The organism is Streptococcus sp. V940, assembly GCF_054353495.1.
The window spans coordinates 316443-334188 of sequence record NZ_JBTHHZ010000002.1; the positions used below are offsets into that span (position 1 = coordinate 316443).

Annotated in this window: 15 protein-coding genes and 1 pseudogene; 12 read left to right on the plus strand and 4 right to left on the minus strand. The window is 39.0% G+C overall.

The genetic code is table 11. The features are described from left to right. The first annotated feature begins 51 nt into the window (after window positions 1-51). Entirely contained in the window at window positions 52-1317 is a 1266-nt protein-coding gene (locus ACXYSM_RS07405) for a tyrosine-type recombinase/integrase (protein WP_458634902.1), read from the plus strand. A 216-nt stretch (window positions 1318-1533) separates the two neighbouring features. Here ACXYSM_RS07405 and ACXYSM_RS07410 read toward each other — a convergent pair whose 3' ends face one another. Next, window positions 1534-3810, minus strand: a complete 2277-nt coding sequence (locus ACXYSM_RS07410) for an ATP-binding cassette domain-containing protein (protein ID WP_458634903.1) — start codon at window positions 3808-3810, stop codon at window positions 1534-1536. Next, window positions 3810-4280, minus strand: a complete 471-nt coding sequence (locus ACXYSM_RS07415; protein WP_000447038.1) for a MarR family transcriptional regulator — start codon at window positions 4278-4280, stop codon at window positions 3810-3812. Before ACXYSM_RS07415 ends, ACXYSM_RS07410 begins: the two co-directional genes overlap by 1 nt. A gap of 508 nt (window positions 4281-4788) precedes the next feature. On the opposite strand from ACXYSM_RS07415, the pseudogene ACXYSM_RS07420 reads away from it, so the two are divergent. From ACXYSM_RS07420 to ACXYSM_RS07470, 11 genes and pseudogenes are all read left to right on the plus strand, one after another. Further along, a pseudogene (locus ACXYSM_RS07420) lies at window positions 4789-4896 on the plus strand (30S ribosomal protein S9); the annotation flags it as partial. A 180-nt stretch (window positions 4897-5076) separates the two neighbouring features. Next, window positions 5077-5649, plus strand: a complete 573-nt coding sequence (locus ACXYSM_RS07425; protein WP_458634904.1) for a DUF6287 domain-containing protein — start codon at window positions 5077-5079, stop codon at window positions 5647-5649. A gap of 209 nt (window positions 5650-5858) precedes the next feature. Further along, window positions 5859-6545: an XRE family transcriptional regulator gene (locus tag ACXYSM_RS07430; RefSeq protein WP_458634905.1), complete on the plus strand. Its 687-nt coding sequence runs from the start codon at window positions 5859-5861 to the stop codon at window positions 6543-6545. A 3-nt stretch (window positions 6546-6548) separates the two neighbouring features. Further along, on the plus strand, window positions 6549-7964 hold the full coding sequence (locus tag ACXYSM_RS07435; protein WP_458634906.1) for a Y-family DNA polymerase: 1416 nt from the start codon (window positions 6549-6551) through the stop codon (window positions 7962-7964). Then, window positions 7961-8323, plus strand: a complete 363-nt coding sequence (locus ACXYSM_RS07440) for a hypothetical protein (protein WP_458634907.1) — start codon at window positions 7961-7963, stop codon at window positions 8321-8323. The genes ACXYSM_RS07435 and ACXYSM_RS07440 overlap by 4 nt, the downstream gene beginning before the upstream one ends. Next, a complete protein-coding gene (locus tag ACXYSM_RS07445; RefSeq protein WP_006152976.1) occupies window positions 8316-8594 on the plus strand; it encodes a DUF5960 family protein in 279 nt (92 codons plus the stop codon). The genes ACXYSM_RS07440 and ACXYSM_RS07445 overlap by 8 nt, the downstream gene beginning before the upstream one ends. Window positions 8595-8722: 128 nt before the next feature. Beyond that, on the plus strand, window positions 8723-9397 hold the full coding sequence (locus ACXYSM_RS07450) for a hypothetical protein (RefSeq protein WP_075231905.1): 675 nt from the start codon (window positions 8723-8725) through the stop codon (window positions 9395-9397). Window positions 9398-9400: 3 nt separating this feature from the next. Then, complete coding sequence (locus ACXYSM_RS07455) at window positions 9401-10909, plus strand: hypothetical protein (protein WP_458634908.1); 1509 nt, start codon at window positions 9401-9403, stop codon at window positions 10907-10909. A 50-nt stretch (window positions 10910-10959) separates the two neighbouring features. Further along, complete coding sequence (locus ACXYSM_RS07460; protein WP_458634909.1) at window positions 10960-11760, plus strand: ADP-ribosylglycohydrolase family protein; 801 nt, start codon at window positions 10960-10962, stop codon at window positions 11758-11760. A 272-nt stretch (window positions 11761-12032) separates the two neighbouring features. Further along, window positions 12033-13841 carry a glutamine--fructose-6-phosphate transaminase (isomerizing) gene (gene glmS / locus ACXYSM_RS07465; protein ID WP_458634910.1) on the plus strand — a complete coding sequence of 603 codons (1809 nt, stop codon included), beginning with the start codon at window positions 12033-12035 and terminating at the stop codon, window positions 13839-13841. 104 nt (window positions 13842-13945) lie between these two features. Beyond that, on the plus strand, window positions 13946-14473 hold the full coding sequence (locus ACXYSM_RS07470) for a hypothetical protein (protein WP_458634911.1): 528 nt from the start codon (window positions 13946-13948) through the stop codon (window positions 14471-14473). 77 nt (window positions 14474-14550) lie between these two features. Here ACXYSM_RS07470 and ACXYSM_RS07475 read toward each other — a convergent pair whose 3' ends face one another. After that, a complete protein-coding gene (locus ACXYSM_RS07475; protein ID WP_458634912.1) occupies window positions 14551-16026 on the minus strand; it encodes a M protein trans-acting positive regulator PRD domain-containing protein in 1476 nt (491 codons plus the stop codon). A 157-nt stretch (window positions 16027-16183) separates the two neighbouring features. After that, complete coding sequence (locus tag ACXYSM_RS07480; protein ID WP_458634913.1) at window positions 16184-17668, minus strand: DUF1846 domain-containing protein; 1485 nt, start codon at window positions 17666-17668, stop codon at window positions 16184-16186. Between the last annotated feature and the right edge of the window lie 78 nt (window positions 17669-17746).

Below are 17746 nucleotides of genomic sequence, written 5' to 3' on the forward strand. Positions count from 1 at the left end.
ATATGTGAGGTTGTTATTCTAGCCTTTTATATCCGAACGTGAAAGGCTACTATGCAGAAAGAAACTATCATTCACAACAATCGAAAAGTCATTAAAACTACCAAGAGTAGCGGAACTATTAGCTATACGCAACGTGGTGTATATATTGGTGTAGATGTTAAAACTGGTAAAAAAGTTACATCATCTATAACTGCTAAAACTCTAAAAAGTCTTGATAGGAAAATTATTCAAGCTCGGATTGAATTTGAAGCGAAGGGGTCAACTCTAAAAGAGACCTTGTTGATTAATAATTTCGAGGAGTTAGCTGAGGCCTGGTTTGTCAGTTTTGTAACTTGGGTCACTTCTCAGAATACTATCAATCGGGTTCGAAGCTATCTTGATACCTACATCATCCCTAAGTTTGGAGAATATAGGCCTGAAGAAATAAAATCTGCAGATATTCAGATTTGGGTTAATAAGCTAGCCCAGCAATCTAAAAGGTCAGTTGAATCAGGTATGAAAAAATCTAAAAAGGGCCATGCAAAAGATTTCGGTGCAGTTATCTATAAGCTCAGTGATATTTTCGATTATGGGATCACGAATTTTGAACTAACAAATAATCCCGCTCGTACAGTGAAAATTCCTCCAAAACCAAAGGTGGTAAAGGAGAGAATCATGGTATTGCATGGAGAGGATTTGGCTACTTGGCTGAACTATCTGAATACTTTACCTGATACACGAGCTAATCGAAGATTCAAAGTTATCTGCGACACGCTGCTAGCTTCTGCACTTCGAATCAATGAGCTTCTAGCTTTGACGATTAATGATTTGGATTTTGATGCTAATGAAATTATCGTCAATAAAACACTAATGTGGAAAGCTGGAAATAAGAAACTTGAGATTAAGGGCGAGATTGTTTGTAAGAACAGTGCCAAGACTGATGCTGGCAACAGAAGAGTTGCAGTCCCGAGACAAGTCTTAGATGACTTGAAAGCTTTTCATGCTGAGATGAGTGATTATTTTGTGAGTCATGATTTACCAACTGTGGATCTAATTTTCCCGACAATTTACGGGAACTATATGTGTGATAGAAATGAACGTGCAACGCTTAAAAAGCGTTTGACTGAGTTGGGATTACCAAACTATGGTTTCCACCTTTTCCGTCATACACATGCTTCTTTGATGCTGAATGCTGGTGCGAACTGGAAAGAACTCCAGATAAGAATGGGCCATAAATCGATTAAAACGACAATGGACACTTACGCTGAATTAGCACCAAAAAAGAAGGCGGAAGCAGTTGAAATCTATCTCAAAGAAATTGCGAAATTGACGGCATAGCAAAATGACTACATTTATGACTACATTTTCTATAGAATAATCTAAAAACGTTGATATAACAGCGTTTAAGGGGTGCTAAAATAACATTCACAACCTTTACAGAAGTTAAGTAAGACAATATACCAAAAGCCTATGAAATCAACGTTTCTAGGCTTTTTTTGTTTTTATAATGTGGTTTTGTCTGATTTTTGTCTGATTAGAAGCAATTGACGTATTTTAACTGAAATTTAAAATTTCTTTCAAATATTTCCCCGTTTGAGACTCTTCACAACTGATAATATCTCTTGGTTTGCCTTCGAATAAAATATACCCCCCATTCTTTCCGCCCTCGGGTCCTAAATCAATTATCCAATCAGCTTGAGCAATAAGTTCTAAGCGATGTTCAATCATCACAACCGTATTCCCTTGATTGACGAGGCGTCTTAGTAAACTAAGCAGTTGTTCAACATCCTTACTATGCAGACCTGTGCTTGGTTCGTCGAGAACAAAGATTTGTCCTGACTCTTGTAACTTACTAGCTAACTTAACCCGTTGCACTTCTCCACCTGACAAGGTACTTGTAGGCTGACCTAAAGTCAGATAATCTAAGCCAACTTCCTTCATGACTGACAGAGATTGACAAATCTTATCGTTCGAAGAAAAAACTGTTAATGCTTCTTCGACAGTTAGATTCAAAATCTCTTCAATTGTGAAATTCTGATAACGATAGCTGAGCGCTTTAGGATTATAACGGTGACCCCCGCACTCCTCACAAACGACCTCAACTGAATCCGCAAAAGCCATGTCATAAACGATTTTTCCAGTTCCCTTGCAAATTGGACAAGCACCTTTTGAATTATAGCTAAACCAACTAGGGGTTACATTGTTGGCTTTGGCAAATAATTTTCGAATTTCATCCATTATTCCTAAGTAAGTTGCTGGTGTGGAACGAATGGAGGTACCAATAGGTTTTTGATTGATGATAATGGCATCTGGGTAATTTTCGATAAATTCGACACCAATCAGAGAGCTCTTCCCTGAACCCGCGACACCCGTTACTGCGGTCAAGATTCCCTTAGGGATTTTTGTATTAACCTGTTTAAGATTATTTGCAGTAGCATCTTTGATGGCAAAATATTCTGTCCAAGCTAGTGGATCTTGATTCAGTCTAAGTGGTTGATTTAGGGCACGGGTTGTGTAGGTGTCAGCTTTTTGCAACTCTACAAGACTTCCTTGAAAAATTAGCCTACCGCCTTCCCGACCAGCCAATGGTCCCAATTCAATGACTTCATCCGCTAAAGCTAACATTTGTCGGCTATGTTCCACAACCAAAATATTGTTGTGCTTATCTCTTAAATCCAACAAGAGCTGACCGATTTTCTCGGCATCATGAGGGTGCAGACCTGCAGTCGGTTCATCAAAAACGTAGTTGACATTACTTAGGCTGGAACCGATGTGTCGCACCAACTTGACCCGTTGCATCTCACCACCTGATAAGGTTTCTGTCTTCCGAGACAAAGATAAATAACCAATCCCAACCGTCTCCATCCGCTTAATAGCTGACTTGATTTGTGCAACTAATGATTGACCTAAAGGACTATCAACTTCTTCAAGTAAAGGCAAGAGTTCACTGACTGATAAGTTCATATAGTCAACAATATTATGCCCGTTTATCTTAGAAGCTAAGGCCTTGGGGTTTAGTCCTGAGCCTTCACAACTGGCACAAGGTACCTGAATGACAAGAGATAGCACTTCTTCTTGCAATGATTTTTTCAGCTTAGAAATATCCCTTTTCAGATAGAGGCGGTAGAAACGCGGAATGACACCTTCATAGTCAACACGGTCCACACTCCCCGTATTATTAGAACGAAATTCAACCTTGACTATTTCATCGCTTCCTTCTCGCAAAATCTGCCATTCTTCCTCAGAAAAATCAGCTAACTTTTTATCTGCATCAAGTAAAGGATTATTTTTGTAAAGATAAGCCTGCCAGCCACTCGAAAATTGGCTAAAATTAATAGCACCTTCATTCAATGATTTTGTGGTATCAAAAATCTTATCCTCAATTAACTGATAAACCTTCCCAATCCCAGTACAAATAGGACACATCCCTGCAGGATGATTGAAAGAATAAGCCATTGAACCACCCGCACTCGGTTGACCAACCCGTGAAAACAGCAGACGAATAAGCGGAGCAATGTCCATAGCCGTCCCGACTGTTGAACGAGTATTAGTCCTTAAAGCTTTCTGATCGACAACGATAGATGGGGGTAAATTTTTAATTTCGTCTACGTGAGGACGCTCATAGTGAGGTAGCTTGTTCCGTAAAAAGAGAGGATAACTATCCTGCCACTGTCTACTACTTTCTCTTGCTAGCGTATCAAAGACAAGGGAAGACTTCCCCGAACCTGAAACACCTGCAAAAACCACTAGCTTATTCTTAGGAATCGTCACATCAAAGTCTTTTAGATTGTGCTCTTTAGCACCAAAAATTTCAATACTATCTATTTCCATCAATTATTCTCCATATTGTCAGTTAAAGTTAACAGCTCAGCTTTAGTAAATTCATTCTTCACAAGAGTTAGATATTTTCCTTGAAGTTCAACATATTTTTGCATATCCTCTTGCCCCATGCCCCTTATTGCTTCTTTTTCTGCTTCCACTATTTTAGCAACGGTCATCTCTATATAAGTTTTGCCTTTTTCAGTCAAGGACAATTTCTTACTCTTACGAGAACTTGGTAGTGGCGTCACCCTTACATATTGGTCAGCACTCAACTTTTTTACCGAAGAGTGAATGGTTTGTTTTGGGAACATCATCTGTTCAACCAAGTCCTGCTGAGTGATATCACCACTATTTACTAATAAAAAATAACAGACCCACACGCTACTCTCAGATAGCCCAAAATTCTTAGCCATGACACGATAAAGAGATGAGAATTCTTTCTCTTGTACTGATAATTGCTTTATAAAATCTGTTTCCAAAATAATTCCTTACATCTCTTTTAGTCTGATTTCGGATTAAATTATATCCTAAAAAAATATCTATGTCAAATAGAAAAGGAGGCAGTATCCTCCTTTCCACACTTAGTTCTTATTATTAATCAATTTTTTCAGCCTTTCTACAGCTCCTCTCATGGTGTCTTTTTGCTTTTTAATCACATGGAGATAGAAACGCTCAATCTCCATGTGATTAAAAAGCGGAAAAGTTAAACCATATGATGAAAATGCAGGAAACAAATTCATGCAGTACATTCCATACTATGCTAAGAGCTATAACGAATAGATTTTGTCTGATTTTTATCTGATTAAAACTAAAGCAAGGTAAAAATCACCCTATTTCATCAACAATTGAAAGAATGAAAAATCCATAAAATCAACGTTTTTGCTCATCACAAATATTGCCAAATCACACATTACGCTTACAGAACTAAACTATTCCCCTATTTAAAAAATATTGATTCAAATTTTATGAAATGAATAAGTAGATATCGTTCTGAAAAGCCTTGATATTACGCTATTTTTAGTCCAACTGAAACCCATACTTTCCAAACCAGGTCTTAAGAAAGCTCGTAAAGCATCACAATTCTCAAAACGTTAATCAATACGATTATATCAACGTTTACAGACATTCAAGAATTATCTCTTGGATGTCTTTTTTGTTTCAAAAAATCAAAGTTCACCCCAAAATTCACCCCAATAGTCTTTGTCTCATACAAATTCTTCCTAGTATCAGTTTAGTATGATATAATCAAATACGAATAATTTAAAGGAGTTATAAATGAAAATAGGAAAAGGCATCAATTGGATTTTGATTCTGTTTAGTTGCTTAAATGCTATAGTACTGATAAGTTTTGTTTTCTTCTTTAATCATAAGAAGCAAGATGTAGAAGCAGTAAATGCTACAACAGAACAGGTTTCTACTACTAGTACGACAGGGACTAGTACAACAACCACTAGTTCAACGACTTCTCAAGATAGTGTGACGACTACAGAGGAAAAACTCTCGACACAAGAAGAGCAAGCGCACGCTAAATCACAAAAACTAGATGAGCAAGCCATTCTAAACGGAGATTTCTCGACTCTAGTTGGAACTTGGAGAAATGGACGTGGACAAGAGTTTACATTCGATAAAAATGGACTAGTAAACAGTGGAAACATTGAAAAAAAGAGCATGGGTAGCCATGGAACGATTGAATTCAGCATTAGAGATGGTATCTCAGGCTATGGAATGAGTATTTATCCTGCTGGGCTTATTATGCCTGGGTTAGATACTGATTTAACTAAAAATAGGCTGATTGCTGGCCAGGCAGCTCCAACTAGTTCAGAACAAGTTTTTTATAAAGTAGACTAAATGATTCACCATCTCATCAAATTTGAGATGGTTTTCTTCTTTATTTGTGAGTCATGATCATTTTATGAAGATGAAGTAAACAGGGGTTAAAGTTGGATTTTTCCACTAGACATCCGTCTACTTTTTTTATATAATAAAACTAAACCAAAATGGTTGAGTTTTAAAATAAAGTCAACCTATGATGAAAGCATCACACTAGGAGGTAAACCATGTACCAACCAGAAAAACTCAAGGCTCGGAGAAAAGAGTTGAAGCTAACACAAAAAGAGATTGCAGAGCAGCTTGGGATTAGTTTTCAGGCTTATTCAGCTTGGGAGCGTGGAGTCAAGGAGCCTTCCGAAGAAAAGGTTAGTCAGTTAGAGAAAATCTTAAAAGTACCAAAAGGCTATTTTACTCAAATCGAAATTGTCCGTCTCTATAACAGCCTTTCCAATAAAGGAAAAGAAAAGGTGGTAGTTTATGCTCGCAACTTGGCTCAAGAAGAACAAGCCAAGAAGGTGACGGCTATTTCAGAAAAACTCTACGAGTATCATGTCTATGAACGCATGTCGGCTGGTATCGGTGCTTCAGTTTATGATGATCGAAACTTCGATACGGTTTATTTCAATGAAGAACTGGCTCACGATTTTGCTTCATGGGTCTCTGGAGATTCCATGGAACCCAAATATCAAAATGGTTCCGTGGCTCTAATTCGAGAGACTGGATTTGATTATGACGGGGCAGTCTATGCAGTGGTTTGCAATAACCAGACCTATATCAAACGGGTCTACCGAGAAGAAGATGGTCTGCGTTTGGTCTCCATCAATCCTAAATACAAGGATATTCACATTTCTTACGAAGAAGATCCGCGGATTGTGGGTATTATCGTGGGCAATTTCGTACCCATGGAGGGATAGTCTATGGGCTACTTTGATTATTCCAGAGAGCCCAAAAGTGATATTGCCTTTGTCGATATGAAGTCCTTTTATGCCAGTGTTGAATGCGTAGAAAGAGGGCTTCATCCCCTCAAAACCTCCCTTTGTGTCATGAGTCGGGCGGATAATTCTGTTGGGCTTATTCTTGCCTCCTCGCCGATGTTTAAAAAGGTTTTTGGGAAAGCAAATGTCGGACGTGCCTATGACCTCCCCTTTGATATCAAGACGCGCAAATTTTCCTATTACCATGCCAAGAAACAAGGCTTACGGACAGACCCAGCCTATGTGAGATTTATCGAAGACTGGGCCCGGGTGACCGTCATTGTCCCTCCTCGGATGGATAAGTATATCGCGGTCAATATGGAAATCCAACGAATCTTTCAGAACTATGGCAGTCCAGATGATATTTATCCTTATTCAATTGATGAAGGCTTTATTGATCTAACCAGTTCGCTTAATTATTTTGTCCCGGACCAGCAGATTTCTCGTAGAGATAAGCTGGACATGCTTTCGGCTCGTATCCAGAGAGATATCTGGCGACAGACCGGGATTTACTCGACAGTCGGTATGTCGAATGCCAATCCTCTGCTTGCTAAGTTGGCCTTGGATAATGAAGCCAAGCATACACCGACCATGCGAGCCAATTGGTCTTACCAGGATGTGGAAGACAAGGTCTGGTCCATTCCAAAGATGACTGACTTTTGGGGGATTGGGCATCGGATGGAGAAGCGCTTAAACAGTTTGAAAATCTATTCGATTAAGGAATTAGCCAATAGCAATCCTGATGTCCTGAAGAAAGAACTTGGCCAAGCTGGACTTCGCTTGTGGTTTCATGCTAATGGAATTGATGAGAGTAATGTTCACAAGCCCTATAAAGCCAAATCTCACGGCTTAGGTAATTCGCAAATTTTACCGAGAGATTATGTCAAGCAGCGAGACATCGAAATTATCCTTCGAGAGATGGCTGAACAGGTGGCTATCAGGCTTCGACGGGCCAGAAAGAAGACGACAGTGGTGTCTATTCATCTTGGTTTTTCTAAGCAGGAACAAAAACGCTCCATTCATACCCAGATGAAGGTGGAGCCGACCAATAATACCGGTCTTTTAGTCAGTTATGTACTGAAATTATTCCATAGCAAATATACTTCTGGGGCTGTCAGGAGTGTTGCCGTTAGTTATTCAGGGTTTGTGGATGAATCCTTTGGTTTGATTTCCCTTTTTGATGATGTTGATAAAGTAGAAAAAGAAGAAAGGCTCCAGACTGCCATTGATTCCATTCGAGAACAATTCGGCTTTACTTCCCTTTTGAAGGCGACTGCCTTAGAGGATGCATCGAGAAGTATTGCCAGAAGTAAGCTGATCGGAGGGCACTCTGCTGGAGGATTAGATGGATTAAAATGATTGATCGCTCTTATTTGCCCTTTCAATCCGCGAGGGACTATCAAGATCCAGGCATGCAGAAGTGGATGGGCTTTTTTCTATCGGAGCATACGAGTTCACTCAGTGCAGAAAAAAATCGTGTCGATTTATCAACAGACTTGAATCCAGTCGAGAAGTTGTTGCTACTTTCCCAGCTCTACGTCGGACGATTAAAAGGCTCTTTTGTGGTCAAGGAGAAAAATCATAAAAGCACCATATTGGGCGAAGTAAGAGAATTATCTCCTCAAGAAATCTCGGTTAGAACGGATGAAGGCTATCGATTAATAAGGGTAGATGATATTCTCGCAATCCAACTTTGTCAGGAGGAAGTTGATGACTAGAAAAGAGTTATATGAAAACAAATTGCAGATGGATTACTTTTCAGATGACTATATTCGTTTTGAGGAAGATTTCCAAAAATACTCTGCCATGAATGTACCCTTGACTTTTCTGATTGACGACATTTTACGAACCATGGCCATTAACCAAAAGGACTACTTTGTCTTGAACAAGGAAAATGCCAAGGACGGTAGGGAACATCGGTTTTATTTTAGGGTAAAGATGTCCGAAAATAAAGCAGTTAGAGGTTTTAGCTATACTTTTTGTATCTAGAAAACGAAAAATCTTCATCTTTTACTGAAGATTTTTTATATTATATAATATTGAATAATATATATGATATAATAGGTTTGTAAAATTATATAAATTAACAAAAATGTCAGTTAATATGGAGGATTATTATGTTTGAACAAAATATAAAAAAATTAATCATTGTTTGTGATGATAATACAGTTGGCTATGCTAATTATTTGCGCCAACTTGTAAGCGCTAACGACGACGAAGATGATGTAATTGTGGGAACTAAAGATGATGCGATTAAAGTGAGTGTCTGGTTAGAACAAAACTATTTAGATAATATGTCTACAATTTCTTCTAATGAACATGTACTTTTTATTGGTGAAAATCAGGCAAGTAAGAATGAAATATCCAGTATGCATGTAAAATTTGACAAATATGGAATGAAATATGGTTGGTTAGGAAAACGTGGGATGATGATTATTTCAAAAACTATAGATAATCCGGAAGACTATAATGAATTTATTGAGCTTTGTCGAAATTATAAAACAGAATTTGAACTTATCGAATTTAAAAAATCTCTACCAGAACAAGCTATAGATGCTGCGGTAGGTGCTATGGGGGATATTCCTAATGTTATTTCGAATGTCGGGAATACACTATTTTCTTTCCTAGTAGGTTCGGCTCCAGCTATTGCAGCGGATGCAATCAATGCGGTTGCAGAAGCTACAAAATGGATTACCACAACAGAGGATCAGAGAAAAATTACTGACCAACAATTCCGAGCTTTGACTTTAATATTATATATGGATGGACTATCAGAATTCTTGGAGGCATAAAGAATGGAAGCCTTTAAAGAGGGATATGAATTCTTTGAGAAGAACGCAGGTAATTTTGCAGGACATGCTACCGGAATACATTATGTAAACGCTGTAGAATCAGAGATAAAGAAGCTGGTGAATAATCTAAATGACTTTGAAACAAGTGGTGCACGTATAGATACACTAAAGGGAGATGTTGCTGAGTTTTGGCATGCTGGGACTTTTAATATTAATGCAGCTATTAATTCTTCAAAAAACAGAGTACAAGTTGATCGTAGCCATGATTTTGGTTCTGCTGATATTACGGGAGTAAACTTCGATGCTAAGTTTGGTTTAAAATATTATAAAAACGGAGCATCCAGTGCAGAACAACAAGCTAAGAGTATTTTTCAACGTTTTAGCGAATATAAATCACAAGGTGGGAAAGAAAGTTTAGATTTATATTTGGAGAAGAGAGGATACTCAGCAGACACAATTTTGAGTGATCCAGTTTATACAGGGCAGTATAGAGTAATTCCATCAGATCAGCTAAAAGAAGCGACTATGTTTTTAGAGCGAAAAATAAGAGAAGAAGCTGTAAAGCGATCGGAGCAAGTTCATCGCTATGAAGAAACTCTAAAATTACTGAGTGATAAAGTTAAAGATAATAAGGGGAATGAATCGATTGCTTTGTCGGAACAGGAAGCACGTGAACTTGCAAGTTTGTCTAAGGAGGGTGGAGTAAATCCTGAGGGATTAAATTTTACAACCGAAGAGTTGATTAAGTTTACCAATATCTTAAGGCAGGCGTACAAAGCTGGCTTAACTGCAGCAACAATATCAATAGTGTTAAGAGTTGCTCCTGAAGTATTGAATGCCATAGCTTATCTAATTAAAAATGGAGAAATCGAAGAAGGTCAATTTAAAAAGATAGGATTTGCAGCGATTACAGGTGCAGGTGAAGGATTTGTAAGAGGTACAGTTTCAGCAGCAATTACAGCAAGTTGTAAGGCAGGATTATGTGGTAGTGCAATGAAATCTATTGATCCGTCAATTGTTGGAGCAGTAACTGTATTAGTGATGAATTCCATGAAAAATTCGTATCAAGTCACTACTGGAAACATGAGCAGAGCTGAGATGGTTAATGAATTAATCAAAGAAATGTTTGTAACAACATGTGCTTTATCTATGGGAGCTGCAAGTCAATCACTAATTGAAATTCCTGTGTTAGGATTCATGATTGGTAGTTTTGTAGGATCGATAGCTGGATCTGTAATTTACTCTTCAATATACAATCCAGTACTATCATTTTGTGTCGATTCAGGATTTACTCTATTTGGTTTAGTAGACCAAGATTACGAGTTGCCAGAAGAAGTATTAAAAGAAATAGGAATTGAAGTTTTTGAATATGAAAAGTTTGAATACGAACCGTTTGAATATGAGAAATTTGAATACGAGCGATTTGAGTATGAACAATTTGAGTATGAGAAACTTCATACGATATTCCTAAGACGAGGAGTAATTGGTGTAAATTGTGTAGGTTATATGTAACTCTATTTAACGTGATAAAAATCTTTAGAAAAACTTCTAGGAGGTAGCTTATGCTAGGTGCAGTTATTGGAGATATTATTGGTTCCCGATTTGAGGCGGATAATCATAAGAGTAAAGAGTTTGATTTGTTCACTCGTGATTCTTGTCCGACGGACGATAGTGTTATGACTTTGGCGGTTGCTAAAGCCTTATTGGCTAGTAGGGAAGACTGGAGTCAACTCTCGAAAAATGCAGTGAAATACATGCAAGAGATAGGGAGACAATATCCAAATTGTGGCTATGGCGGTCATTTTTTCTACTGGATCTTTTCAGAGGATCCTCAACCCTATGGGAGTTATGGGAATGGATCTGCCATGAGAATCAGCCCTGTTGGCTTTGCGGCAGATAGCATAGAGCAGGCAAAGGCTTTGTCCCAAGCAGTGACAGAAGTGAGTCATGACCATCCTGAGGGACTAAAAGGTGCAGAAGCAGTTGCAGTAGCTATCTTCTTAGCTAGAACTGGTTCTAGCCGCCATGAAATCAGAGACTACATCGATAAAAATTACTATTCCATGGACTTTACTCTGGACCAAATCCGTGAGGACTATAGCTTTGATGTGACTTGTCAAGGTTCGGTTCCTCAGGCCTTCCAAGCCTTTTTCGAGTCACAAGATTTTGAAGATGCTATCAGAAATGCTATTTCCATCGGAGGAGATAGCGACACCATCGCTGCTATCTGTGGAGGTCTTGCGCAAGCCTACTATGGAATTCCTGCTCCAATCAGAAATCAAGCTATGACCTATCTGGATGATCGTTTAGTAGAGATAGTGGATACTTTTGAAAGCGCCTATCCCATCCACTCTAATAAATAATTGGCTGCGAGGAGTGAGAAAAGATAAACTATGATATCTAGTGTTAGATAGGGTATGGATATCAGTTGATTAGCTATATTTTTAAGCCGTTCAAGAGCTATTTCTTGAATGGTTTTTGTTTGCAGTCCAAAAGCAATTGAGCTATACCAATTTTTATTCTTGACAAGTGAAAGAAACAAGTATATACTGTTTTCACTGATTCTAAAAACAGAAAATCAGACTATACCAATTTCGATAAGGAGAAAGCACAGCTTGTCTGTGTCGTATATACTATGTGTGGAATTGTTGGTGTTGTTGGAAACACAAATGCAACTGATATTTTGATTCAAGGGCTTGAAAAGCTCGAATACCGTGGTTATGATTCTGCGGGAATTTTTGTTCTAGGTGGTGCTGAAAGCCATTTGGTGAAAGCAGTTGGTCGTATCGCAGAATTGTCTGCCAAGACAGCTGGAGTTGAGGGAACAACTGGTATCGGACATACTCGTTGGGCCACTCATGGGAAACCAACAGAAGACAATGCTCACCCACACCGCTCTGAGACTGGACGTTTTGTCTTGGTTCACAATGGGGTGATCGAAAACTATCTTGAAATCAAGGAAGAATACCTTGCAGGTCACCACTTCAAGGGACAAACGGATACAGAAATCGCCGTTCACTTGATTGGAAAATTTGCGGAAGAAGACGGCTTATCAGTACTTGAAGCCTTCAAAAAAGCTCTTCACATCATCCGTGGTTCTTATGCCTTTGCCTTGATCGACTCCGAAAATCCAGATGTCATCTATGTGGCCAAGAATAAATCACCACTCTTGATTGGTCTTGGAGAAGGCTATAACATGGTTTGCTCAGATGCTATGGCTATGATTCGTGAAACTAACCAATACATGGAAATCCATGACCAAGAGTTGGTAATCGTGAAAGCTGATAGCGTTGAAGTTCAAGACTATGATGGCAATCGTCGTGAGCGTGCTAGCTACACTGCTGAACTTGACTTGTCTGATATCGGTAAGGGAACTTACCCTTACTACATGCTCAAGGAAATCGATGAGCAACCGACAGTTATGCGTAAGTTGATCCAAGCTTACACAGATGAGGCTGGTCAAGTAGTCGTAGACCCAGCTATCATCAAGGCTGTTCAAGATGCAGACCGCATCTATATTCTTGCAGCTGGAACTTCTTACCACGCAGGGTTTGCTTCTAAGAAGATGCTAGAAGAATTGACAGATACACCAGTTGAACTCGGTATCTCTTCTGAGTGGGGTTACGGTATGCCACTTCTCAGCCAGAAACCACTCTTCATCTTTATCAGTCAATCTGGTGAAACAGCTGATAGCCGTCAGGTTTTGGTTAAGGCTAATGAAATGGGAATCCCAAGCTTGACAGTGACAAACGTGCCAGGGTCAACTCTTTCTCGTGAAGCCAACCATACTATGTTGCTTCATGCAGGTCCTGAAATTGCCGTAGCTTCAACCAAGGCATATACAGCGCAAATCGCAGCCCTTGCCTTCCTTGCAAAAGCAGTCGGTGAAGCAAATGGCAATGAAAAAGCTAAAGCTTTTGACCTGGTTCACGAGTTGTCTATCGTAGCTCAGTCTATCGAATCAACTCTTTCAGAAAAAGAATTGATTGATAGCAAAGTTCGTGAGCTTCTTGAAACAACACGCAATGCCTTTTACATCGGACGTGGACAAGATTACTATGTAGCCATGGAAGCCAGTCTCAAACTCAAAGAAATTTCTTACATCCAATGTGAAGGTTTTGCGGCTGGAGAACTCAAGCATGGAACCATTGCCTTGATTGAAGAGGGGACACCAGTTTTAGCCCTCTTGTCAGACCCAGTTCTTGCTAACCACACTCGTGGAAATATCCAAGAAGTGGCAGCTCGTGGTGCTAAGGTCCTTACAATCGCAGAAGAAAATGTTGCCAAAGATACAGACGATATCGTTCTTACGACCGTACACCCTTACCTCTCACCAATCTCAATGGTCGTACCAACGCAACTAGTCGCTTACTTTGCAACCCTTCACCGTGGCCTTGATGTGGACAAACCACGGAATCTTGCTAAGTCTGTAACGGTAGAATAAGGAAGTCCTGTTACTCAATGCCAACATTTCTTGTCAACCTAGCAAAATCTTGTTATACTATAGAAAAGTAGTTAATAGTGAAGTATAAGGAGATTGGAGCGGAAATGAAAAAGGGGAAAATTTCATCTATCATAGGACTCTTGTTTGCAAGTTCGTTTTTGATTCGGACTGTAGTGATTCATCAAATGAGAGCTTCAAAGAAACAAGAGAGTGAAAAGATTGCTGCAGTTCAGGAATTTATCAAATCTCAAGAACAGGCTGAGGCAGAAAAGCAAAAGGATACTTTTAAGGGTATCCTTGGAAATGGATCAGGAACTTCTGAACCAAGACCTAGCTACGACAAAACCATATTTGTGAATCAACAATACGATATTGGTGTTCGAGACGGAGCCTATTATCTACTGACACTCAGTAGCAACAAAGAACTCTTGCTAGAAGGGGTCGATGACGCCTATGCCTTGGCTGTTAAGAATGAAGATAAAAACAAACAAGAAGTTGCTATGGTGGTTCATAAAGATGGAGCTTGGCATATTATAAATGGTGAAGGGGAAGTTATAACAACCCTTGACCGACAATATATAACAGCTCATACCAAGCTTGTGATTAAGAATAAGACTGTTGATTTTGAATAATGTGATTAGCTCATGATTCTTTAGAAAAACATAGATTACTAAAAACCTCCTAGATTCTTTCTAGGAGGTTTTTAAAATTATAAATCTTGCATAGAAATCTTATTGAGTTCGTTGACAACTTGCAGGATAGATAGTCGACTGATATTAATGACGAGCATGTCTTCGAGGCCTTTGATATCAAAATTAGTGATAATAGCATCGTAGTCACTATCCATGATTTCTTCGATGTTAAGGGTTTCTTTATCCCAAGTTTCATACTGGATGTTATTTGAAGTATGGAATTCGTAGAGAGAAATCAAGAATTGTGGGTGGGCAAAGTCATACTCACTCAGAACTAAGACCTTAACTTTCTTTTTATGTTCAAACAATTGATCTGTAAGCCCCTCAGCGTGGGTAAACAGGGTGTAGATCAGGTGAGAAAGGGCAGGAGTCTTCTCCTTTTGTCCCATAATGTTCTTGTATCGCATCATTTCAAAGACGGTTGCTTCATAAAATTTAGGGAAGAATTTTTTAATTTTTCCAAGCGTATAATCCTTGTTTTGTGAAATGATCGATTCGGAGTTGATTTCTCTTCGCTCAAGCAAGGCAGTGTTGTGCAGGTTCCAAATCAAGGTATCCGTATTTGAAAATTGAACACCAAATCTTCGAGTTAAGTTGTCTAGGATGTCTCGCGCAGCATGATAGGAACGATCGACTTGTTCGTAAGACTGACGAGCCTCTAGGAAATCTTCGACTGTAAAGAAAAGACCAGGCTCAGCAAAGGGACTGAAAATCTGATTAAGGTTTTCAGGGGTGACTTCAACATTGAGCCCTTGGGCCAAGTCTTGTAACTGATGCTGAAAATCAGAGAGTTGGTCGTAGATAGGGCTCAACCAGGAAGTGGTTTGTTTTGGGAAACGAACAAAATAACCTCTCTTCATTCGGTGCAAATCGACTGTAGCCTGAGTTCTGATTTGATAAAGATTTTGATATTTTGCAGGGAATTTTGCCAAATTGATAAAGAAGGCAACAAAGCTATCAATGTCTGCTTCTTTGATTTCTGTGAAGGGCCATTCTAAAAAACTATATGCTTCATGGAAATATTGGGAGAAGAAAAATCGAATATCTTTTTCATCACCAATGATAGAGATAGGGGTTACCTTAAGCTTAAAGCGGTAGGTTCCGTCAAGAATCTTATTGATATCTGCAACCTTCTTACGCAAAGAAGGAAGAGAAATATCCAAAGATTCGGCAAGATGTTCATAGGTAAAGGGGCTGTTCAAGAGGAAGAAAGCTTTTAAAATTTGGAAATAATCAGATGTCTGTAAAAAATATTGGTAGATTCGCTCAATACCATTATTTTGTACATTAACCATCATAATTCCCGCAGTTGAATGTCTGATATCAAAGTCTGGGAAGACTTCGCGTAAATCCTTGATATCACTCTTGATGATGCGAGCATTGTAACCAATGATCTTAGATAAATCATCTAGGTAAATCCAGTCAGGATTTTCAAACAAATATTCTAAAACCTTTAATTGCCTTTGCTCTTTTTGACTGAGTAATTCTCTCATTATAAATAAACTCCCAAAGTAATATTAGAATGATTAAAAAAGAAAATAGTCGGAGATTGTTAGAAATACTGTATAAAATAAAGTCACCCCTTAAGAGAGATTCGAAATCTATCGAAGAGGGGTGATGCTTGATAAGAAGTTCCTACGAGTCTTCAATCTACTTACGGTATAAACGATCGTATTGGTAGTATGGATCAAAGGTTACGTTAATTCCCAATTTACGGAGAACGTTCTTATCTTCATCTGTTAAGATAATCGTAGAATGAGCTTCGCTTCCCTTGAGGTTTCCGAGTTCTTTCATAGCGCGATCTGCATCAGGATTCTGCATAGCTGTGATTGCAAGAGCGATAAGAATCTCATTAGAATGAAGACGTGGATTGCGACTGCCTAAGTGATTGATTTTCAAACCTTGGATTGGTTTCACCACTTCTGGTTCAATTAACTTGGTTTCAGCATCGATATTCGCTGACTTCTTGATAGCGTTGATCACGGCAGCAGCTGTCGGACCAAAGAGTTCTGAATTCTTACCTGTGACGATTTCACCAGAAGGTAACTCAAGTGCTAGAGCAGGTCCACCTGTTTCTTCAGCTTTTTGTCGAGCAGCAACAGCAACCTTACGGTCAGCTGGCGTAATGCCGAGATCATTCATGAGAAGTTCGATTTTCTTGACAGCAGACTCAGCAACTTTTTCAGCCTTGAAGTCGAGAACTGTTTGGTAGTAGCGACGGATAATCTCTTGTTTCGATGCTTCAATTGCAGCATCGTTATCAGTGATTGCAAAACCAACCATATTTACACCCATGTCAGTTGGAGATGCATAAGGAGATTCGCCCAAGATACGTTCGAGCATACGCTTGAGAACAGGGAAAATCTCGATATCACGATTGTAGTTGACTGTAGTTTCTCCATAAGTTTGGAGATGGAATGGGTCAATCATATTGACATCATCAAGGTCTGCTGTAGCAGCCTCATAAGCCAGGTTAACTGGATGATGGAGAGGTAGATTCCAAACTGGGAAGGTTTCAAACTTAGCATAACCAGATTTGATACCATTCAGTTGGTCGTGGTACATGTTAGACATACAAGTTGCCAACTTACCTGAACCAGGTCCAGGAGCAGTCACGACAATTAAATTGCGACTCGTTTTGATATAGTCGTTTTTCCCCATACCTTCAGGAGAGATGATATGATCCATATCTGTCGGGTAACCCTTGATTGGGTAATGGAGATAAGAGTCGATCCCATTTTTAGCTAATTGATTACGGAAGGTATCTGCAGCAGGTTGACCGGCGTATTGTGTGATAACGACAGAGCCAACAAAGATACCAAGTTCGTTAAATTTATCAATCAAACGAAGCACTTCTTGGTCGTAAGAAATACCCAAGTCACCACGAGCCTTTGAGTGCTCGATATTGCTAGCGTTAATGGCAATAACAACCTCGACTTGTTCTTTCAACTCTTGCAAGAGTTTGATTTTGTTATCCGGCTCATATCCAGGAAGGACACGGGCAGCGTGGAAGTCCTCCAACATCTTGCCTCCAAACTCCAAGTAGAGTTTGCCGTCAAACTGGTTAATACGCTCCAAAATATGGTCGCGTTGTAAATTTAGATATTTTTCAGAACTAAAAGCTTGTTTTTTCATTTTTTTACCTCTATTTTCTATTATATAAAAAAAATAGAAGATAAGAAACTAGAGAGTAATAAAAGTAAGAAAAAAGAT

Coding starts and splice junctions, on each gene's coding strand:
- ACXYSM_RS07405 (WP_458634902.1), top strand. CDS start 52: ATGCAGAAAGAAACTATCATTCACAACAATCGAAAAGTCATTAAAACT.
- ACXYSM_RS07410 (WP_458634903.1), bottom strand. CDS start 3,810: ATGGAAATAGATAGTATTGAAATTTTTGGTGCTAAAGAGCACAATCTA.
- ACXYSM_RS07425 (WP_458634904.1), top strand. CDS start 5,077: ATGAAAATAGGAAAAGGCATCAATTGGATTTTGATTCTGTTTAGTTGC.
- ACXYSM_RS07430 (WP_458634905.1), top strand. CDS start 5,859: ATGTACCAACCAGAAAAACTCAAGGCTCGGAGAAAAGAGTTGAAGCTA.
- ACXYSM_RS07435 (WP_458634906.1), top strand. CDS start 6,549: ATGGGCTACTTTGATTATTCCAGAGAGCCCAAAAGTGATATTGCCTTT.
- ACXYSM_RS07440 (WP_458634907.1), top strand. CDS start 7,961: ATGATTGATCGCTCTTATTTGCCCTTTCAATCCGCGAGGGACTATCAA.
- ACXYSM_RS07445 (WP_006152976.1), top strand. CDS start 8,316: ATGACTAGAAAAGAGTTATATGAAAACAAATTGCAGATGGATTACTTT.
- ACXYSM_RS07450 (WP_075231905.1), top strand. CDS start 8,723: ATGTTTGAACAAAATATAAAAAAATTAATCATTGTTTGTGATGATAAT.
- ACXYSM_RS07455 (WP_458634908.1), top strand. CDS start 9,401: ATGGAAGCCTTTAAAGAGGGATATGAATTCTTTGAGAAGAACGCAGGT.
- ACXYSM_RS07460 (WP_458634909.1), top strand. CDS start 10,960: ATGCTAGGTGCAGTTATTGGAGATATTATTGGTTCCCGATTTGAGGCG.
- glmS (WP_458634910.1), top strand. CDS start 12,033: ATGTGTGGAATTGTTGGTGTTGTTGGAAACACAAATGCAACTGATATT.
- ACXYSM_RS07470 (WP_458634911.1), top strand. CDS start 13,946: ATGAAAAAGGGGAAAATTTCATCTATCATAGGACTCTTGTTTGCAAGT.
- ACXYSM_RS07475 (WP_458634912.1), bottom strand. CDS start 16,026: ATGAGAGAATTACTCAGTCAAAAAGAGCAAAGGCAATTAAAGGTTTTA.
- ACXYSM_RS07480 (WP_458634913.1), bottom strand. CDS start 17,668: ATGAAAAAACAAGCTTTTAGTTCTGAAAAATATCTAAATTTACAACGC.